At 61.0% G+C, this 17,373-nt stretch carries 14 protein-coding genes and 1 riboswitch; of the genes, 11 read left to right on the forward strand and 3 right to left on the reverse strand.

The features are described from left to right. Together ISP19_RS15715 and ISP19_RS15720 are read right to left on the reverse strand one after the other, a co-directional pair. The coding region (locus ISP19_RS15715) for a PAAR domain-containing protein (protein WP_484482087.1) at positions 1–703 on the reverse strand (703 nt) is incomplete at its 3' end. 553 nt (positions 704–1,256) lie between these two features. Then, positions 1,257–3,734 (reverse strand): TonB-dependent receptor plug domain-containing protein, encoded by a 2,478-nt coding sequence (locus ISP19_RS15720; protein WP_204683370.1) that lies wholly within the window; start codon positions 3,732–3,734, stop codon positions 1,257–1,259. Positions 3,735–4,277: 543 nt separating this feature from the next. Then, a riboswitch (cobalamin riboswitch) is annotated at positions 4,278–4,505 on the forward strand. A 103-nt stretch (positions 4,506–4,608) separates the two neighbouring features. Between ISP19_RS15720 and ISP19_RS15725 the strand changes: the two genes are divergently transcribed. The 10 genes from ISP19_RS15725 to ISP19_RS15770 all read left to right on the forward strand — a co-directional run bounded on the left by ISP19_RS15725 (position 4,609) and on the right by ISP19_RS15770 (position 13,381). Next, positions 4,609–5,187, forward strand: coding sequence for a hypothetical protein (locus ISP19_RS15725; protein ID WP_204683371.1), 579 nt, complete (start codon positions 4,609–4,611; stop codon positions 5,185–5,187). A 23-nt stretch (positions 5,188–5,210) separates the two neighbouring features. Continuing rightward, complete coding sequence (cobO, locus tag ISP19_RS15730) at positions 5,211–5,813, forward strand: cob(I)yrinic acid a,c-diamide adenosyltransferase (RefSeq protein WP_204683842.1); 603 nt, start codon at positions 5,211–5,213, stop codon at positions 5,811–5,813. 61 nt (positions 5,814–5,874) lie between these two features. Further along, positions 5,875–7,176: a cobyrinic acid a,c-diamide synthase CobB gene (locus ISP19_RS15735; RefSeq protein WP_284384753.1), complete on the forward strand. Its 1,302-nt coding sequence runs from the start codon at positions 5,875–5,877 to the stop codon at positions 7,174–7,176. Between the two features lie 14 nt (positions 7,177–7,190). Further along, complete coding sequence (gene cbiB / locus ISP19_RS15740; RefSeq protein WP_239556907.1) at positions 7,191–8,096, forward strand: adenosylcobinamide-phosphate synthase CbiB; 906 nt, start codon at positions 7,191–7,193, stop codon at positions 8,094–8,096. Further along, positions 8,089–9,072 carry a threonine-phosphate decarboxylase CobD gene (gene cobD / locus ISP19_RS15745; protein ID WP_204683374.1) on the forward strand — a complete coding sequence of 328 codons (984 nt, stop codon included), beginning with the start codon at positions 8,089–8,091 and terminating at the stop codon, positions 9,070–9,072. Before cbiB ends, cobD begins: the two co-directional genes overlap by 8 nt. Further along, a complete protein-coding gene (locus ISP19_RS15750) occupies positions 9,069–10,541 on the forward strand; it encodes a cobyric acid synthase (RefSeq protein ID WP_204683375.1) in 1,473 nt (490 codons plus the stop codon). Before cobD ends, ISP19_RS15750 begins: the two co-directional genes overlap by 4 nt. After that, positions 10,529–11,050 (forward strand): bifunctional adenosylcobinamide kinase/adenosylcobinamide-phosphate guanylyltransferase, encoded by a 522-nt coding sequence (gene cobU, locus ISP19_RS15755; protein ID WP_204683376.1) that lies wholly within the window; start codon positions 10,529–10,531, stop codon positions 11,048–11,050. The genes ISP19_RS15750 and cobU overlap by 13 nt, the downstream gene beginning before the upstream one ends. Then, positions 11,047–12,093: a nicotinate-nucleotide--dimethylbenzimidazole phosphoribosyltransferase gene (gene cobT, locus ISP19_RS15760; RefSeq protein ID WP_204683377.1), complete on the forward strand. Its 1,047-nt coding sequence runs from the start codon at positions 11,047–11,049 to the stop codon at positions 12,091–12,093. The genes cobU and cobT overlap by 4 nt, the downstream gene beginning before the upstream one ends. Continuing rightward, positions 12,090–12,659 carry a histidine phosphatase family protein gene (locus ISP19_RS15765; RefSeq protein ID WP_204683378.1) on the forward strand — a complete coding sequence of 190 codons (570 nt, stop codon included), beginning with the start codon at positions 12,090–12,092 and terminating at the stop codon, positions 12,657–12,659. The genes cobT and ISP19_RS15765 overlap by 4 nt, the downstream gene beginning before the upstream one ends. Continuing rightward, on the forward strand, positions 12,659–13,381 hold the full coding sequence (locus ISP19_RS15770; protein ID WP_379946097.1) for an adenosylcobinamide-GDP ribazoletransferase: 723 nt from the start codon (positions 12,659–12,661) through the stop codon (positions 13,379–13,381). Before ISP19_RS15765 ends, ISP19_RS15770 begins: the two co-directional genes overlap by 1 nt. A gap of 208 nt (positions 13,382–13,589) precedes the next feature. Here ISP19_RS15770 and ISP19_RS15775 read toward each other — a convergent pair whose 3' ends face one another. Further along, the gene (locus tag ISP19_RS15775) at positions 13,590–14,465 is read right to left on the reverse strand and encodes a hypothetical protein (RefSeq protein WP_204683379.1); all 876 of its coding nucleotides are present in this window, start codon (positions 14,463–14,465) and stop codon (positions 13,590–13,592) included. A gap of 1,184 nt (positions 14,466–15,649) precedes the next feature. Between ISP19_RS15775 and ISP19_RS15780 the strand changes: the two genes are divergently transcribed. Beyond that, positions 15,650–17,254: a dermonecrotic toxin domain-containing protein gene (locus ISP19_RS15780; protein WP_204683380.1), complete on the forward strand. Its 1,605-nt coding sequence runs from the start codon at positions 15,650–15,652 to the stop codon at positions 17,252–17,254. Positions 17,255–17,373: the final 119 nt, after the last annotated feature.

The raw sequence follows: 17,373 nt of genomic DNA on the forward strand, positions 1-17,373 counted from the left end.
CACCGAAGGACTCTTCCCGGCTATCCCGATATAGGTTGTACAGCCGCCACACATTGGTATATCCCCCGCCATAACTGCTCTCGGCGTCTGCCATATATCGCTTGCAGTGCTCGGCAATCGCCGCCTGCTCCTGCGGGCTCTGCCCCAGCGCACTGCCGGTGGACGCCTGGCAATGCGTAAACAGCTCGGTATTGCCGGCGTTGTTGCGGGTGCCGTCGAAGAACACGCCGATGCGCAGCGTGCAGCGACGTTCGGTGGTCTTGCTCTTGTCGCGATACGGCTGCGGGTCGGTAGACGGTTGCGCGTTGGACGTTGCACCCGCCGTGTCGAACGCAGCGAGGACAGGTCCAGCCTCTACGTCGCTGGTGTGGCTGTAATCCTCGATGTACGACTTCCGCCCGTGGATAGCGACCAGCTTCGGCGGACGATCGCAGTGGCACAGAACGATATCCCCTTCCACGGCTTCAAGCGCCTTGAGGGTTGCGTCGTACATGCGCAAGTCGTGACCCGGCGTGCCTGGCCCGGGCACAATGTCGCCGGCGCTTTTGCATACGCCGCAATAAGCGCGATGCCCGAGGAAGGTCTGGCCACGCATCCTTCCGTCGGGGCCTTCGATCTTGCATTCGGGCGATCCTCCGATGACCTGGCTGCCATGTCCGTTGTCAAGCAGGTCTTCTTCGACGATGTGATAAAAAACGCGCATTGCAATGCCACTCCCGCGTGTTGTATTTGTTTCCGGCTGATCCAGCATGGGTGAATGCCCGCATCGGTCTGCGCGTACCCCCGGGTTTCGATGAGCGGTCCGTTAGGACAAATGGGCTCTGGCTGGGATGAGGATGAAGCAGATAACGAAAGCGCCGGAAAATCATCAGCGTGGAACGTTCTACAATGTAGGCGACATGCCTTAATCTTTGTGAGGCATTACCGTCATTCCAGTCAGAGTGCCGGTCAAGGCTGCGGTGTTCGCGTAATGGGCGTGGGATTCCGACGGGTCCCGCCGTGGCAGGGAAATCCGGCGGCCAGGGACATCCAGGAAGGGCGGCCTGCGGGCGGCGACGCCACCGTGGCCGGTGCGGAAAGCGGCCACTTTTCTTTGCACTAGGCATAAGGCATGAAGGGCGCGGTGGACACCGCGCCCTTTTTCTTCGCGGCGGTGGGCTACGGCATACATTAGGCGATGTGCGCAAAAAAAATCCCGGCGGAGGCCGGGATTCGGATGCGACGCATCGCAAGAGGTTGGCAGTGGGCTTGTTGAATCACCAGTGATAGATCACTTTGGTGTAATAGTAACGCCCATTGAAGCCGTCGGGTGAAAATTCTGAGTAAGGAATCGTCCCGTCGTTGTTGTTCGCGGCGATCACCTTGTCCGGATAGCTGTTGCTGGCATTGTCCACGCCAAGCGTGAAGGTCCAGTTGCCGAGGTTGTAGCTGCCGGCCAGATCCAGCACCCACTGCGGACTGTAGATCTGGTTGAGCAGGTAGGACTCGTTGCTGTACGCGGTGAAGCTGCCATAACGGGTCAGGTTGCCGTTGAACACCCAGCGGCCGAGTGTGTAGTTCTCGTTGAAGATCAGCTTGCTGCGCGGCGTGGAGTTGGCCAGCAGGCCATGAATGTCGCGATAGCTCACGCGTTCGAGTTCCAGTCCCAGCGCCTGCAACTGCTCCGGATTGGGCGCGATGCCGTAAACCAGGGTGCGGTTGTAGTTGTAGCTCAGCGTGCTGTCGAGCACGCCGTCATTGCCGAAGTCGGCGTGGTAGCTGGTGACCAGATCGCCGCCTTGGGTGCGGGTATTGACCGCATTGGTGAAGTACTGCGCCGAGGTGTAGGCCACATTGGTGATGCCATTGGCGGCCAGGTAGTTCACCACCGCCGGATCGTTCAGTCCGCTGAGCGTGCTCGATAGCACGATGCGGTTGAAGATCTGGATCTGATAGATATCGAAGGTCAGCGTCAGCGGATCGATCGGATTGAACACCGCGCCGATGGTGTAGTTGTGCGATTTCTCCGGCCGCAACGCCTGCGCGCCCAGCAGCTGCGCCACCGGATTGCTCACCGGCAGCAGGCCGGTCTGGTAGATGCCGGGCGCGATGCCGGGGCCGGCGCTGCTCGGGGTGAGGTAGAGCGAGCCGATCTGCGAATAATCTTCCTGGGCCAGCGACGGTGCGCGGAAACCGGTCGAGGCGCTGGCGCGCAGTGCAAAGCGGTCGGTGAAGTCGTAACGGGCCGCCAATGCACCGGAGACGGTGTTGCCGAAGTCGTTGTATTCCTCATGGCGTACCGCAATCGAGGTGCCGAGCTTGTCGGTGAGATTGGTTTCCAGGCTCACGTACTGCGCGATATCGCTGCGGCTCCAGGCGCCGGTGCTCACTGGGCTATAGCCACTGAAGCCTTGCGCGCCGCCGCTTACGCCCGAAGTGCCGACGTAATACGAGCTCGGATCACCCGCGCTGATGCTATAGGTTTCGCGCAGGTATTCCGCGCCGAAGGCCAGTGTTAGCGGATTAGGCAGCCAGCCGACCGAGAAATCCTTGGCGATATCCACATCCGCGGCCTGCTGAGCGGATGACACAATGCCGTCGAAGAAACTGGTCGGCGTATAGCCAAAATCATTCAGGAAGGCGTAGTTGGCAGAGTGAATCGTGTCGAGCGAGACCCGGTTGCCGCCGTAATTGGCACTCACATCCCAACGCCAGCCGCTTTCCGTGGTGCCACGCACACCGGCTACCAACGCCTGATCGGTGCTGCGGGATTGCAGCAGCGGCTGATAGCCGTCCGGATAGAGCGCGGTCAGCAACGACGACACCGCCGACGGATACCCGTATGGATTGCGATACAGCTCGTCGGAAATCGCATCGCGCTCGTGATAGCTGCCGTATGCGTAGAACTGCACGTTCTTGCTGATGTCGTATTGCGCGTTCAGAAACACGTTGTGCTGGCTGATCGATGGATCGCCGAACACCTGCTTCTCGCCCAGTTGCGGATAGCGCACATCCACACCGCCGTGATTGGTCGGATCCTGATGACCGTCGTCCAGGCTGATGCGCAGCCAACCCTTGTCGCCGTTGAGCGGAATGCCGAAGTTGGCCGAGCCCTGCCACTGCTGTCCGCCACCGCGCTGGTAGCGGCCGCCGTCCAGTTCCACCGAGCCGCCCTGCGCACCGTGCTTGAGGATGATATTGATCACACCGGCGATGGCGTCGGAGCCGTATTGCGCGGATGCGCCGTCGCGCAGCACTTCAATGTGGTCGATCGCCGAGAGCGGAATGGTGTTCAGATCCACCGGCGCCGAACCGCGGCCGATGGTGCCGTCGGTGTTGATCAGCGCGCTGGTGTGCCAGCGCTTGCCATCGACCAGCACCAGCACTTCATCCGGCGACAAGCCGCGCAACTGGGCGGGACGCTGTGAGTCAGTAGTATCGGTCGCGGCGGGACGCGGGAAGTTGAGCGATGGAATCAGGCGGGCGAGGGCCGTGGCCAGCTCGTTGGTGCCGGTGCTTTGCAGCGCCGAGGCCGGCACCACGTCGATCGGCGACAGCGAACTGCTGTCGGTGCGGTTCTGTGTGCGGGTGCCGGTGACGATCACCGCCTGCAAATTCTTGGCGTTGTTGGACGTGGCGGGAGGAGGGTTTTGCGTGCTGTCTTGTGCGGCGGCCGTGGCGGCGAATGCGAGCAGTACGGCGGCGGCGAGCGGTCTTGCCTTGTGCTGGTTGGAACGATTCCGGTCTTGCTTCATTACGGGCTTCCCCTGACGTGTTAATTGCTGCTGCGCAACAATTTCAGGTTAGTGACAATCGGATCCGGCCGGAACGGATGTTTAGGCGTCTAAAAGTCCGAATAGGAATATCCATGTCGAACAAATAGTTGCTGGCTTGCCTGCGATCGGGTGTCGGCTGCTGACGGCCAGTGACATGGCGAGGCGCAGGTTCATTCACCGCGCTGCCCCCTCGGACTAGGGATGCTCTGATCAATTCTGCGTAGGCGTCACCGGCTCTGTCCGTTCGCAGGCCGCAGGACCGTCGGTGCACGCGGGGAGGGTACAAGGATGTACCCGGCTTTGAGGAGCGAGGAAGGCATGCGGACGGACAGAGCTGGCCCCAACGTATTGAATTTAAATAGTGACGGGGTGATGCCCAGAAAGCACGCAGGCTGTGCCGCGCGTCTTGGCAAGACAGCCAGTCTTCCCGGCGCCGCGCAACACACCCTGCGAGCCTTCTGGACATCATGCCGCCTACGCAGAATTGATCAGAGCATCCCTAGGCGCGCCCGAGGGCAGGCACTAAGATGCCGGGGCCTGAGGTGACGGTCGGCGCAGTGCCGGTCGTTGAAACGGGAATCCGGTGACGCCGTTCAATCTTGCACGGCCATTCCGGAGCTGCCCCCGCAACGGTCAGCGAGCAACGCGATCCCCACATCGCCACTGTGCCTGGGCATGGGAAGGCGGGGATCGGAAGGTCTGAAACCTTCGCTCGCGAGCCCGGAGACCGGCCCAGGCGATAACCGGACGGCGGAGGGCCAGGTCGGGACCGCTGCTGCATGGGTGTCGGTGCCGAGTTCCTTCACAAGTCCCCCCAGGCCTGTGTGCCACCGTGTGAAGGAGAGTTGCTGCGATGAAGCCTTTGTCCCGATCGATCGCCATCGGCGTGTGGGTGTTGCTGACCTTGTTGATGGTCACCACTCGCTTCAAGCATTTCGGCGACGCCTTGCATTTGCCGGATGCCTCGATGGCGGTGTTCTTCCTCGGCGGTCTGTACCTGCGCCGGCATGCAGTCTTCGTGTTCTTCGTGTTGCTGGCGGTTCTGCTCGATTACCTATCGATTCACTACGCTGGCGTCAGCGATTTTTGCGTCACCGCAGCCTATGCGTTCCTGCCGCTTGCCTATGCCGCGCTCTGGTATGGCGGCCGCCTCTATACGCGTGAACTCACTGACAGCATGCGTTCTCTGCTGGGCGCATTCGTGGTGGCCACGGTATGCGCGGCGTTGTCGTTTGCCATTTCCAACGGCTCCTTCTACTGGCTCGGCGGCCGCTATGCGCAGCCGCACATGGCTGAATATCTGCAACGCCTGTGGCAGTGGGGTCCATTGTTTGTGCGCACGACCTGTGGCTACGTCGTGGTGGCGCTGCTGCTCCATGCAGGTCTGCAGCGCTTGATCCATCGCGAAGCCACCGCGCAGGTGCGCGCATGAGCGAGCAGGGTTCGCGTGATGGCATGACGCCGGAAGAGCGTCATCGCGAACGCATGCAGCGCAAAAAGGAACTGATCGATCGCAAGATCGCCCGCGCCACCATCGATCGCGGCGTGCTCGTGGTGAATACCGGCAACGGCAAGGGCAAGAGCTCGTCCGGCTTCGGCATGCTGGCCCGTTCGCTTGGACACGGCTTCAAATGCGGCGTGGTGCAGTTCATCAAGGGCACGTTCTCGACCGGCGAAGAAGCCTTTTTCCGCCACTTCGCCGGTGAGCTGCTCGACTACCACGTCATGGGCGAAGGTTTCACCTGGGAAACCCAGGACAAGGCGCGCGATATCGCCGCGGCGCAGGCTGCATGGGCGGTTGCTGCGCGCATGCTGGCCGATCCGGCGTACGACTTCGTGCTGCTGGATGAGCTCAACATTGCGCTGGTGAAGCAATACGTGCAGCTCGAGCAGGTTCTGGCGGCGGTAACCGCTCGCCCGCCACGGCAGCATGTGGTGATCACCGGACGCGGCGCGCCGGATGGATTGATCGCCGTGGCCGATACGGTCACCGAGATGCGGATGGTGAAGCATGCCTTCGAGGCTGGCATCAAGGCGCAGAAGGGTGTCGAGTTGTGAGCAGTATTCTGACTCCCCGAACGGCAAAGGGAGTGATGCGCGAAATGGCATCGGGGACAGCGTGACGGCTTCCAAAACACATCACTGCCCGGCGTTGCTGATCTCTGCTCCGGCATCAGGCCAAGGCAAAACCTCGGTAACCGCCGCACTGGCACGCTGGCATGCACGCCAGGGACGCCGCGTTCGGGTCTTCAAGACCGGGCCGGATTTTCTCGACCCGATGGTGCTTGAGCGCGCCGCTGGCACGCCGGCCTATCAACTTGATCTGTGGATGTGCGGCGAAGCCGACGTGCTTGCGCGCTTGCACGAAGCAGCGGGCAGCGCCGACCTGATCCTGGTGGAAGGCGTGATGGGCTTGTTTGATGGTGACCCATCGAGCGCGGATCTTGCGCAACGCCTTGGCGTGCCGGTGATGGCGGTGATCGACGGTTCCGCGATGGCGCAGACCTTCGGTGCGCTGGCGTGCGGTCTGGCTGCCTATCGCTCGGACTTGCCGATGTACGGTGTGGCGGCCAATCGCATCGGCAGCGCCTATCACGCGCAACTGTTGAAAGAGAGCCTGCCGCCCTCGCTGCAATGGCTCGGCGCACTGCCACGCGATGCAGCACTGGCGTTGCCGGAACGTCATCTCGGCTTGGTTGCCGCCGCCGAACTGGCCGACATCGACAAGCGCCTTGATGCGCTTGCCGATGCCTGGGCGCAACACGCCGCGACGGCTTTGCCGCAACCGGTTGGGTTCAGCGCGTCATCCAGCGATCCCGTGCCTCCGCTGTTGCGTGGGCAGCGCATCGCGGTCGCGCGGGACGCCGCATTTTGCTTTCTGTATCAAGCCAACATCGATGTGTTGAACGAAGCCGGCGCGGACTTACGCTTCTTCTCGCCGCTGGCAGGCGAAGCCTTGCCGGATTGCGACGCGGTGTGGTTGCCCGGCGGTTATCCCGAATTGCATCTGGATACGCTGTCCAAACAGCAAGGCTTGCATGCGGCTTTGCGCGTGCATCGCGATGCAAATAAGCCGATCCTGGCCGAATGCGGCGGTCTGTTATTTGCGCTGGATTCGCTGGCCGATCGCGACGGATACGAAGCGCCGATGTCCGGCTTGTTACCAGGCCGCGCGGTATTGCAAGCGCGTCTGGCGGCGCTGGGTTTGCAGGGCGTTGCGATGCCCGAAGGCGATTTGCGCGGACACACCTTTCACTACGCACATGCCTGGATCGACGCCGAGCCGCTGGCGCATGCGACCAATCCCAATGGTGGACCCTGTAAAGAAGCGGTCTACCGCCAAGGCCGGCTCACGGCGAGCTTCGTGCATTTCTATTTCCCATCGAATCCACTCGCCGCGATAAGGCTGTTTCTGCCGTGAGCACCGCTTTGGCCATGCTTGCCGCGGTATTGCTGGATGCCTGGCTGGGCGAGCCGCGCCGTGCGCATCCATTGATCGGCTTTGGGCATCTTGCCAAGTGGATCGAGCAGCGCGCGTATGCGGATAGCCGAGTGGCGGGCGTCCTGGCATGGTCGCTCGCCGTGTTGCCGCTGGTGATGGTGTTGTGCAGTGTCCAGCGGCTGATGCCATCCTGGGCGTCGTGGAGTATCGCGGTAGCGATGCTTTATCTGGCGCTGGGATGGCGCAGTCTGGGCGAGCATGCGCGACCGGTTGCGACCGCGCTTGAGGACGATGATCTGGACGCTGCACGTCGCGCGGTCGGCCGCATGGTCAGCCGTGACACCGCCGTGTTGAATCACCGCCAGGTAGCGGCCGCCGCGACCGAATCGGTACTGGAAAACGGTAACGACGCGGTGTTCGGCGCGTTGTTCTGGTTTGCTGTGCTGGGTGCGCCGGGCGCGTTGTTGTACCGGCTGTCCAACACCCTCGACGCGATGTGGGGCTATCGCACGCCGCGCTATGAAAACTTCGGCTGGGCTGCGGCACGCATCGACGATGTACTGAATTTCCTGCCCGCGCGGCTCGCCGCGCTGACCTACGCCATCTGCGGCGGCCGATTCAGCGCGGCGTGGCGGTGCTGGCGCACCCAGGCGCCGCAATGGGACAGTCCCAATGCCGGCCCGGTGATGGCGGCCGGTGCCGGTGCTTTAGGCGTACGTCTGGGTGGACCGGCGCCGTATCACGGGGTGTGGGAACCACGTCCGGAACTGGGTGAGGGCGATCCGCCGAGTGCCGCTTCGATTGTGTGCGCCTTGCGCATGGTGCTTGACGGCGTGCTGATCTGGCTGATGGTGGCCTTGCTGCTCGGCTTGGTTTTTCACGGTGGCGCGCATGCTTGAACATGGCGGTCGTTTGCAGCGTGCGGCGCGCGAGTACGGCATTCCGCTCGAACAATGGCTGGATCTTTCCACCGGCATCAGTCCATTCGGCTGGCCGGTAGCGGCTGTGCCGCCCTCGGTGTGGCAGCGCTTGCCGGAAGACGATGATGGTTTGATCGACGTGGCGCGCGCGTATTACGAAGCGCCCCAATTGCTGCCAGTGGCCGGTTCGCAAGCGGCGATTCAGGCCTTGCCGCGGTTGCGTGGTCCATCACGGGTGGGAATCATCGCGCCCGGTTACGCTGAACACACGCAAGCCTGGCAACGTGCAGGTCATGCAGTAACGTGTCTGGCGGCCGATGTCTTGCTGCAAGACCTGGATCGATGGGATGTGCTGGTGTTGATCCATCCCAACAACCCGGGCGGTGAACGCTTTCCGTTGCAGGAGCTGCTGCGCATGCATGCCCAATTGGCGGCGCGCGGCGGCTGGTTGCTGGTCGATGAGGCCTTTATGGATGTCACACCGGAAGAAAGCCTGTGCCGTTACTCCGATCGCGAAGGGCTGATCGTGTTGCGTTCAGTAGGAAAGTTTTTTGGTCTGGCGGGTGCGCGTGCAGGCTTTGTCTGTGCCGCGGCGCCGCTGCTCGAGGCCCTGCAGGAGAAGCTTGGGCCCTGGACGCTGAGCGGACCGACGCGTTACGTAGTGCGGCAGGCGTTGGGCGATCGTACGTGGCAGGCATCCGCGCGCCCGCGTCTGGTCATGGCCAGCCGGCGTCTGGCCGGCTTGTTGAGCAAGCATGGACGGGCTCCCACAGCAGGCTGTGGTCTGTTTCAGTGGTGCCGTTTCGAGCAGGCATCCGCGCTGCATCGCGCACTGGCCAGACGCGGCATTCTGACGAGGCTGTTCGATACACCGCCCAGCTTGCGTTTCGGCCTGCTTCCCGATGATGCGGCGTTCATGCGGCTGGATAACGCACTAAGCGAGATAGCGTCATGACCGCACGTGTATTGATGGTGCAAGGTTGCACCTCCGATGCCGGCAAGAGCGCCTTGGTCACGGCCTTGTGCCGCTGGGCACATCGGCGCGGTGTGCGCGTGGCACCTTTCAAACCGCAAAACATGGCGTTGAATTCGGCGGTTACTGCAGACGGCGGCGAAATCGGCCGGGCGCAGGCCGTGCAGGCGCAGGCCTGTGGAATCGAGCCCCAGGTGGATTTCAATCCGGTATTGCTCAAGCCCAATAGCGATATCGGCGCGCAGGTCATCGTGCACGGGCATCCCGTGGCGGATATGGACGCGCGCGATTATCACGCTTACAAACGGCGTGCCTTCGATGCGGTGATGGCTTCACACCAGCGTCTGACCCATGCCTACGATGCAGTCATTGTCGAAGGCGCGGGAAGTCCGGCGGAAATCAATCTGCGTGATCGCGATATCGCCAACATGGGGTATGCCGAGGCGGTGGATTGCCCGGTGATCCTGGTGGCGGATATCGATCGCGGCGGGGTGTTCGCGCATCTGGTCGGTACGCTGGCGCTGTTGTCGCCGAGCGAGCAGGCACGCATTGCGGGTTTCGTGATCAATCGTTTTCGCGGTGATCTTGCCTTGCTGCAACCAGGGCTCGATTGGTTGCAACGTGAGACCGGCAAGCCCGTGCTCGGTGTTCTGCCGTATCTGCATGGCTTGTATCTCGAAGCCGAAGATGCGCTGCCGCGCGGGCGGGATCACAAACCCGATGCCCAGCTGCGAGTGGCGGTGCCGGCCTTGCCGCGCATCAGCAATCACACCGATTTCGATGCCTTGCGTGCGCATCCACAGGTCGATCTGCATATCGTGGGGCCAGGGGAGGCTCCGCCCGCCTGTGATCTGATCGTCTTGCCTGGCTCCAAATCCACACGCGCCGATCTTGCCTGGCTGCGGGCACAGGGCTGGGATAGGGCGATCGCGAAACACCTGCGCTACGGCGGCAAGCTGATCGGCATCTGCGGCGGTTTGCAGATGCTGGGACGCACCATACACGACCCGCTGGGCATCGAGAGTGAGCCGGGATCCAGCGTGGCGCTGGGCTGGCTGGAGCTGGAAACAACGCTGGAAATGGGCAAGCAACTGCATCGCGCACGCGGCCATCTGAGCTTTGCCGATGCCCACGTGCATGGTTATGAAATCCACTGCGGCGTGAGTTACGGCCCGGCGCTGGCGCAGCCGTTCGCACAGCTCGACGGCGGTCGCAGCGATGGCGCACTATCGGCGGATGGACAGATCATCGGCACCTACCTGCACGGCGTGTTTGACGATCCACAAGCACTCCATGCCTTGTTGCACTGGGCTGGCTTGCGCAACGCGCAGACGATCAACGTCCATACGCTGCGCGAGGCCAGTATCGATCGGCTTGCCGATGCGCTCGAAGCCCATCTGGACACCGCCAAGCTGGAGCAATTACTCGGAATGACCGCATGCGTACCCTGATCCTCGGCGGCGCCCGCTCCGGCAAAAGCGCCTTGGCCGAACGCTTCGCCGACGACAGCGGATACGAACAGATCTATGTCGCCACGGCGCAGGCGGGTGACGAAGAGATGGCAGCGCGTATTGCACATCATCGCGCACGCCGTTCTGCACAATGGCGTTGCGTGGAGGAGCCGGTGCATCTTGCGGAGGTCTTGCGCGAGCATGCCCGCGCCGAGCGCTGCATCCTGGTCGATTGCCTGACACTTTGGTTGAGTAATCTGCTCGGCGATGCCGATCCCGGACGTTTCGAGCGCGAACGGCAGGCTTTGCTTGAGGTATTACCGCATTTGCCTGGCCAGATCGTGCTGGTCAGCAACGAAGTCGGCCTGGGCATCGTGCCGATGGGAGCGCTGACGCGCCGCTTCGTCGATGAAGCCGGACGCCTGCATCAATCTGTCGCCGCGGTGAGCGAACGGGTGTTGTTCGTCGCAGCAGGACTACCAGTTGTTTTGAAGGGAACCATGTCATGAGTCTCGATTGGCTTTCTGCACCTTGTGCTCAACCTGATACGGCACTCGCCGAGGCGGCGCGTGCGCATCAACTGCAATTGACCAAGCCGCCGGGCTCGCTCGGCATGCTGGAGGCGCTGGCCATCCAGTTGGCATCCTTGCAACACACGCCGCGGCCGGCGGTGGAGCGCGTGTGGATCAGCGTGTTTGCCGGCGATCATGGTGTCGCCGATGAGGGCGTGTCGGCCTTTCCGCAAGTGGTGACCGGTGAGATGGTGCGCAACTTCGCCACCGGCGGCGCAGCGATCAGCGTGTTGGCGCGCAGTCTGGCGGCGACTCTGGACGTGGTGAACCTGGGCACGGTCAATGATCCTGGCGAGATTCCCGGCGTACGCCGCGCCATCATTGCGCCCTCCACGGCCAATTTCTGTCTTGCTCCCGCGATGACGGTTGCACAGTTTGATGCGGCGCTATCCGTGGGCGCAGAAAGCGCGCGGTCCGCGAAGGCTGCCGGTGCGCAGTTGTTCATCGGTGGCGAAATGGGCATTGCCAACACTACGTCGGCAGCGGCCGTGGCGAGCGCGCTGCTCGATGAACCGCCGTCGGTGCTGGCCGGTGCGGGCACGGGTCTCAACGCCGAAGGCATCCGTCACAAAGTGAGCGTGCTGGAACGCGCCCTGGCGCAGCACGCCGGCGCCACGACGGCCCTGGAGCAGCTGCGCTGCCTGGGTGGTTTTGAAATTGCCGCGCTCGTTGGTGCATACATCGCTGCCGCGCAAACCGGGCTGCCGGTGCTGGTGGATGGGTTTATCACCACGACGGCAGCCTTGGCGGCGGTCATGATCAACCCCGATGTGCGTCCATGGTTGCTGTTCGCGCATCGCTCAAAGGAGCACGGTCATGCGCGGCTGCTGCAGGCGTTGAATGCCGAGCCGGTGCTCGATCTGGGCCTTCGTCTGGGCGAAGCCAGCGGCGCCGCCACGGCCGTACCCTTGTTGCGGCTAGCATGTGCGCTGCATAACGGCATGGCAACGTTCGAACAGGCAGGTGTATCGACATCATGACCCCGGGCGGGCTCTTCAAGATCGAACTCCTGCGGCATGGCGATACCGGTCAGCGCAGCTATCGCGGCCAGCTTGACGATGCCTTGAGCGAGCAGGGCTGGGCGCAATTGCGTGCGGCGGTGGAAGGGCGTGTCTGGGACTGCATTGTCTCGTCCAGCCTGCAACGCTGCGCGGCGTTTGCCCGGGAACTCGCACAGGCGCGCCAACTGCCACTACGTCTTGACGCGCGGCTGGCCGAGTACCATTTCGGGCAGTGGCAGGGCATGCCGATCGAGCAGATCGCGCAGGAGCAGGGCGACGCACTGGCCCGTTTCTGGGCTGACCCGGTAGCGTTTCCTCCGCCGGGTGCTGAAACTTTCGAAGCTTTTCGCGATCGGTTAAGTGCTGCACTGGACGACATTGCCGCGCAGGCGGAAAACCAACGTGTATTGGTGGTGACTCATGGAGGCGCGATTCGTTTGCTGCGCTGTCTGGTTGAACAACGAAGCTACGGGGACATGGCCGGCATCGACGTGCCGCATGCCTCCTTGCATGGCCTGCCGTGGCGTAGTGCGGTGACCAGCTGATGCGTAGTTTGCTGGTCGCGATCGGTTTTCTCACGCGATTGCCCGTGCCGATGGGCGCGTTTGACGATGCGCGCGCCAAAGCCTCATCGCTGGTCTGGTATCCGCTGGTGGGTCTGTTGATCGGCTTGTTGCTGGGGGCGCTGGCCTGGCTGCTGCGCGATACACCCCCGCTGTTGACGGCCGGCCTGGTGGTGTTGGTGTGGGTGGTGTTGACCGGCGCACTGCATCTGGACGGCCTGGCCGATAGCGCGGATGCCTGGATTGGCGGAATGGGCGATCGCGAAAAGACCCTGGCGATCATGAAGGATCCCCGTTCCGGGCCCGCCGGGGTGCTGGCCCTGGTGTTGGCCGTATTGCTGAAATTCGCGGCCATCGCCAGCCTGCATCCGGCACCCTGGTCCGAATTGATTCTGGCGCCATTGCTGGCGCGGGCGAGCTTGACCGCGTTGTTTCTCACCACCCCCTATGTGCGTAGCGGCGGTCTGGGCGCGGACTTATCCGGCGCCCCGCGTAATGCTTGCGCGGTCGCTATTGCGATGAGTGCCGGGTTCTGCCTGCTTGGTCGTTGGCACGGCGTGATTGCCTTGGCGGTGGCCGCGGCCGTGTTCGGTCTGTGGCGAGCAGCCTGCATGAAACGGTTGGGCGGCACGACGGGTGATACGGCCGGGGCTCTGGCGGAAATGGTCGAGGTGGCGGTGTTGGCCATCTTGGCCGTGCACTAAGCCGTGCTGTGCGGCAGACATGCCGCACCGTAGCAGTGCGTTCGGCCACGCGTAGTGTTACCGCCAGGCTTGCCAGCGGTAACGTGTGCAGATCCACAGGGGTTTCGTTCAACGCATTACGCTTTCACCGCTTGAGCCACGGCGTTGTTGCATAGGCTACTTTTTTAAGACGACGCGCTGAAAGAAGTGCTGTAGACGTAGTGGCTCATCATCCACCGCGTCCTGCTGGTGGCGTGATTGAGCTATGCGGGCCTATCCAATTCCCTTTATGCGTCCTGAGGTTTATGAACAGGGGCTCTCCGAATTTGTCGATGGACGAATCAGCAGGTTTGCTGCCGCCGTGGCCGTCTGGAATGGCCCAGTATTTGCTCTTCCCGTCTCCGGACTCCGTCAAATAGCGAGAATCCGGTACGGGGCCATAGCCAGAGTAAGGCAATTTCGGTCCTTTCGATGGTGAGTAGGCTTGGGCTTCCCAGGTGCCAGGCTTTGGGGGCCGCGGAGGGGCGGCGTTAGACGCCGAGGTGCCAGACGTTGAGGGAAGTGAAGGGGCGCCGGTGCTCGGCGTGTTTGGATTACTCCACGCGCTTTGGTTGCTATAGGAATGCCCTTGAGTGCCTCTGCTCGAATCGCGCGCGAAGGGTGAAGATTGCGCGCTGCTATGAGCGCGGCTGTAGTCCGCTATGGGCTGGTATCCACCTCCTTTCGACGAATTTTGCCCGCCGCCGGGCAAGCCGTTGTCGAGCTTCCATTGACCCTGGCCATCCTGCACGGCTTGCTTGGCTGTCTGCTTAAGCCCATTCCCGCTCATCGTGTACAGCTGGTGAGGTCCATCGGTACGTTGAGAAGGCTTGATGTAGTAGGTGGTCGAGGGATCGCCCTGCAGCTTGACCGGCGTGGGTTGCAAGCTTGCCAGCAGGCCTGTCGGTTGGCCGCTTGCACCACTGGATACAAACGCACTTCCCGCTGTGATCGAAGGATGGGAGGCGTTCTTCATGGCCGAATCGTTCGACTTAGCATGTTCTTCTGGAACATGTAGATTCGTGCTGACGTGCGTGGTGTTGGTGTGTGAATGAAGTGAGAACATATAAGAGCTTTCCTTGCAACATTGCAGTGTTTATTGGGGATTGCTTCGATTTGTTGGTGATTGCAGAGTGCATGCGAGCCTTGGTCATGCCCTGATGGATAGACAAAGACAACGAACATGACCGCGTGCCACGCCATAACCCTGCGTTGATGGCGAATGCCTCGATGCGCTCCCGACCATTACGCCAAATGAGCTGGCTTGCTTGGTCATAGCATGTTGATCAGAGGCAGCGTGTTTTGACCTTCACGCTTGGCGGGTTCAGTCGAGGCGTATCGTTCTGGCGAATGGAGTGGAGTGGGTATTCCCCACATCCATCGATGACGACCAACGCCGTTGGACGTACAGCAAATGTCAACGAAATCCTACATGACAGCTGTAGCAGCACTCGATTAAAGTGGTGGGGTCATCAACGCAGTTCGCGAAACAGCCAACGCTGATGGCCCAGGCAGCAATGCTTGGAGAGGCGCGAGTCGCGGGAGTTCGAGCTCCCACGACCCGCTAAACCACAAACAACTTCTAGAGAGTTGCTCATGATCTCCCAACATCATACGGCACCGCCGTGCCCCTCGGATCGCAACGATCCAACACCGGCACCCACCTTGAACCTCGACGGCACGCTCCCAGCGCGGAGTTTGGGTCGGGAAATGCGGCAAATCCCCACATCCAGGCAGGCTGACATTGCACTAGCGGTGCTTGTGGCTGAAGGCAAAGGCCGGGTGGACAAAGCCTTCACATCCCATCGCACTGGCGAACGCAACGGCCTGCACGCCGCCCCTCACTTTCTGCATCACCGCGTCGACACGCACACCCCAGCGTAGGGTGGATTAAGCGTGTCCGTATGAGGGCGACCATGTTGGTTCGCTGAGTCAGGACAGTGCGCCATTTTCGGCACGTTGAGTGACAACAACGTGCCGCTTTTTCGGGATGGCAAACCACTCCACATGCAATACGCAGGCTGGGTTAGCGCAGCGTAACCCAGCAAATCAGCATTAAAAGCGTGGACAGTCCTCAGAATGAGAGGCGAAATCGAGGCATGCCCGTCGCTTCAGCACTGCTCCATTCTCCGAAGTCAGTGCGCAGTGGCTTACGCATGTGTCCGTGCTAATAGTAAGAAATATCCTTGCATTACTTGTATAGGTAATCCGCGGCTACGATCCGATCTTCTCGAAAAAACGTAGCGTGCTATGAACATCACCAACAACACTTTGTCGCCGATGCATTATGGGGGCGACACACCCAATAGCGATTTTCCCGCGCCCCACGCATCAAGCAAATTCGATTCGGCGCCGAAGGCTCCCGCGGTGGCACATAACCCCACGCCATTTAATCCGGCGCCGATACGCAAGAATGCAGCTACCCATTCCACCTCCAAGGCCACGCCAAAAACTGGCGAAAGTGGACGGGCTGTCAACCAACGGGAGATGGATTCAGCGGTATCGCAGGACTTGTCGTCGCGAACCGAGCGGCTCAGTCGCGACGAACGCTCACTGGCCGCGAACATTCCCAATTACCATGCCGAAGCTTCCGCTTATATGAAGCAATTCATCAAGGATCATTTCGGTAAGGACATTGATCCGGACCAGGTGTATTTGAACGAATATGACCCTGTATACGAAAACGTGCCGAGCCTCGCCGGCTCAAAGTTTCCTCCTGTCAAGAGAGAGGTGTCTGCCGGAGCCCTTGTTGCATCCACGCCGCTGTCCCAAATTGCTTACGCCAATCAAAGTGCCAACATTGCGCCGGACATCAAGCGCTTTCATATCACTGCGAGTAATGATCCTCACCAAACCTGGGCGGGTCAAAAGGACCTGATCGAACCTCACGATTTTTACAAGTCGCTAAGTGACTTGGATTTCAAGGCTTATTACGCCGGCAAGATCGATCGGTTCTATAAAGAGCATGGTGGCGACATGCGTCGGGTGGCGCAGGAACGGGCCGTGCTTGAACTGGATGCTCAGCACAGTCTTGGGCAGTTGAATGATAAGGACTATGCATTGGCGAAACGGGCTTTCGTGCCGGACCCCCATGATCGGAATCCGCCCAAGGTGTATCCGTTTGAGATAGGTGGATATCAATCCAATGACGGCCTGATGATTATCGGCGAGGATCGCGTCATGGTCTATCTGCGAGGTGAAGATACGCCACTGAAGTGTTTCAACAATCAACAGGCTGTCCAGGCATGGCTTGAAGCACTTGGTGCCAGGAGAGAGGATTTACGCATCTTTGCCAACAAGCATTTCTCGTCAAACGAGGCCGATGGGCGCACAGGAGGGCCCGGGGTGATTGGGGAACTTGATCCTGATTCGAGTTATGCCTTTAAAAACACACATCAGGATATGAGAGTCGATCTCGAGGATATTCGCGCAGATCCCTTTGGCCATCTTGTCGAGGTCAGCCATAGGCATGACAAGGAAGATGCGGATTTCGACATTACCTCCAATGCGGATGTCAATGAAAAGAAAGTCATGGCTCTGATGGATGATCTTCCTATTCCGGTTGCTCCAGGCATATTGGAATTAGTTCTGGGTAAAACAAAATCCCAGAAACTGGACGGGGTGATATCGCTGGGGACGGATATGGTCTCGGAAGGCGCGGCCAAGGTACATCCCCATTTATCTTATGTCTCTGATAGCGCAATTCCTTTGGCGGAGGGCAAGGGCGAGAGTGATCCTGCTCCAGGTCCGGACGCGCGTTCGCGTCCTGTTGATCACGATGATCCGGATAGCCCCGGCAAGGTGAAGTACGGCATGCAGGTATATGGCACGAATAATTGGAATAAAAGTTGGTAGTGTCCATCCGATCGCCATGTGTCTTCGTTCGCATCACATTGGCCCGTGATCAACGAATTGCGGCTCGCGCGCCCATAAATGCCTGACTGCTCCAGGCAGCCCTGGCTCGATACGGAATG

It is taken from the genome of Dyella flava, assembly GCF_016904955.1.
In the GTDB taxonomy this organism is placed as follows: Bacteria; Pseudomonadota; Gammaproteobacteria; order Xanthomonadales; family Rhodanobacteraceae; genus Dyella_B; species Dyella_B flava.

Bases quoted from the DNA above. Each gene is read 5' to 3' on its own strand.
- ISP19_RS15725 (WP_204683371.1), top strand. From the start codon at position 4,609: ATGAAGCCTTTGTCCCGATCGATCGCCATCGGCGTGTGGGTGTTGCTG.
- cobT (WP_204683377.1), top strand. From the start codon at position 11,047: ATGAGTCTCGATTGGCTTTCTGCACCTTGTGCTCAACCTGATACGGCA.
- cobO (WP_204683842.1), top strand. From the start codon at position 5,211: ATGACGCCGGAAGAGCGTCATCGCGAACGCATGCAGCGCAAAAAGGAA.
- ISP19_RS15780 (WP_204683380.1), top strand. From the start codon at position 15,650: ATGAACATCACCAACAACACTTTGTCGCCGATGCATTATGGGGGCGAC.
- ISP19_RS15765 (WP_204683378.1), top strand. From the start codon at position 12,090: ATGACCCCGGGCGGGCTCTTCAAGATCGAACTCCTGCGGCATGGCGAT.
- ISP19_RS15720 (WP_204683370.1), bottom strand. From the start codon at position 3,734: ATGAAGCAAGACCGGAATCGTTCCAACCAGCACAAGGCAAGACCGCTC.
- ISP19_RS15770 (WP_379946097.1), top strand. From the start codon at position 12,659: ATGCGTAGTTTGCTGGTCGCGATCGGTTTTCTCACGCGATTGCCCGTG.
- cobD (WP_204683374.1), top strand. From the start codon at position 8,089: ATGCTTGAACATGGCGGTCGTTTGCAGCGTGCGGCGCGCGAGTACGGC.
- cobU (WP_204683376.1), top strand. From the start codon at position 10,529: ATGCGTACCCTGATCCTCGGCGGCGCCCGCTCCGGCAAAAGCGCCTTG.
- cbiB (WP_239556907.1), top strand. From the start codon at position 7,191: ATGCTTGCCGCGGTATTGCTGGATGCCTGGCTGGGCGAGCCGCGCCGT.
- ISP19_RS15775 (WP_204683379.1), bottom strand. From the start codon at position 14,465: ATGTTCTCACTTCATTCACACACCAACACCACGCACGTCAGCACGAAT.
- ISP19_RS15750 (WP_204683375.1), top strand. From the start codon at position 9,069: ATGACCGCACGTGTATTGATGGTGCAAGGTTGCACCTCCGATGCCGGC.